The following is a 1,405-nucleotide window of genomic DNA, read 5'->3' on the forward strand; positions in this document are numbered from 1 at the left end:
AATTCAAGGGTGTGGCGCGAGCTCCTTAGGGAGCGAAGCAATTGGAAGTGGTTCCAAGAAAAGCCTCTAAGCTTCAGTCTAACGATGACCGTACCGCAAACCGACACAGGTGGGCGAGATGAGTATTCTAAGGCGCTTGAGAGAACTCGGGAGAAGGAACTCGGCAAATTGGTACCGTAACTTCGGGATAAGGTACGCCCTTGTAGCTTGATGCGCCTGCGCGCAGAGGGTGAAGGGGTTGCAATAAACTGGTGGCTGCGACTGTTTAATAAAAACACAGCACTCTGCAAACACGAAAGTGGACGTATAGGGTGTGACGCCTGCCCGGTGCCGGAAGATTAAATGATGGGGTGCAAGCTCTTGATTGAAGTCCCGGTAAACGGCGGCCGTAACTATAACGGTCCTAAGGTAGCGAAATTCCTTGTCGGGTAAGTTCCGACCTGCACGAATGGCGTAACGATGGCCACACTGTCTCCTCCCGAGACTCAGCGAAGTTGAAGTGTTTGTGATGATGCAATCTACCCGCGGCTAGACGGAAAGACCCCATGAACCTTTACTGTAGCTTTGCATTGGACTTTGAACCGATCTGTGTAGGATAGGTGGGAGGCTATGAAACCGGAACGCTAGTTTCGGTGGAGCCGTCCTTGAAATACCACCCTGGTTTGTTTGAGGTTCTAACCTTGGCCCGTGATCCGGGTCGGGGACAGTGCATGGTAGGCAGTTTGACTGGGGCGGTCTCCTCCCAAAGCGTAACGGAGGAGTACGAAGGTACGCTAGGTACGGTCGGAAATCGTGCTGATAGTGCAATGGCATAAGCGTGCTTAACTGCGAGACCGACAAGTCGAGCAGGTGCGAAAGCAGGTCATAGTGATCCGGTGGTTCTGTATGGAAGGGCCATCGCTCAACGGATAAAAGGTACTCTGGGGATAACAGGCTGATACCGCCCAAGAGTTCATATCGACGGCGGTGTTTGGCACCTCGATGTCGGCTCATCTCATCCTGGGGCTGTAGCCGGTCCCAAGGGTATGGCTGTTCGCCATTTAAAGAGGTACGTGAGCTGGGTTTAAAACGTCGTGAGACAGTTTGGTCCCTATCTGCCGTGGGCGTTGGATATTTGAAGGGGGCTGCTCCTAGTACGAGAGGACCGGAGTGGACGAACCTCTGGTGTACCGGTTGTCACGCCAGTGGCATCGCCGGGTAGCTATGTTCGGAAGAGATAACCGCTGAAAGCATCTAAGCGGGAAACTCGCCTTAAGATGAGATATCCCTGGGGACTAGATCCCCTTGAAGGGTCGTTCGAGACCAGGACGTTGATAGGTCAGGTGTGTAAGCGCAGTAATGCGTTCAGCTAACTGATACTAATTGCCCGTAAGGCTTGATCCTATAACAAGTCTGTTTCGCGCTA

General features: G+C 52.7%; 1 rRNA gene. It reads left to right on the top strand.

Annotation, left to right across the window (positions count from 1 at the left end):
* Window positions 1–1,383 (top strand): 23S ribosomal RNA (locus ACVK00_RS34500); the annotation flags it as partial.
* Between the last annotated feature and the right edge of the window lie 22 nt (window positions 1,384–1,405).

It is taken from the genome of Burkholderia sp. PvR073 (assembly GCF_054055695.1).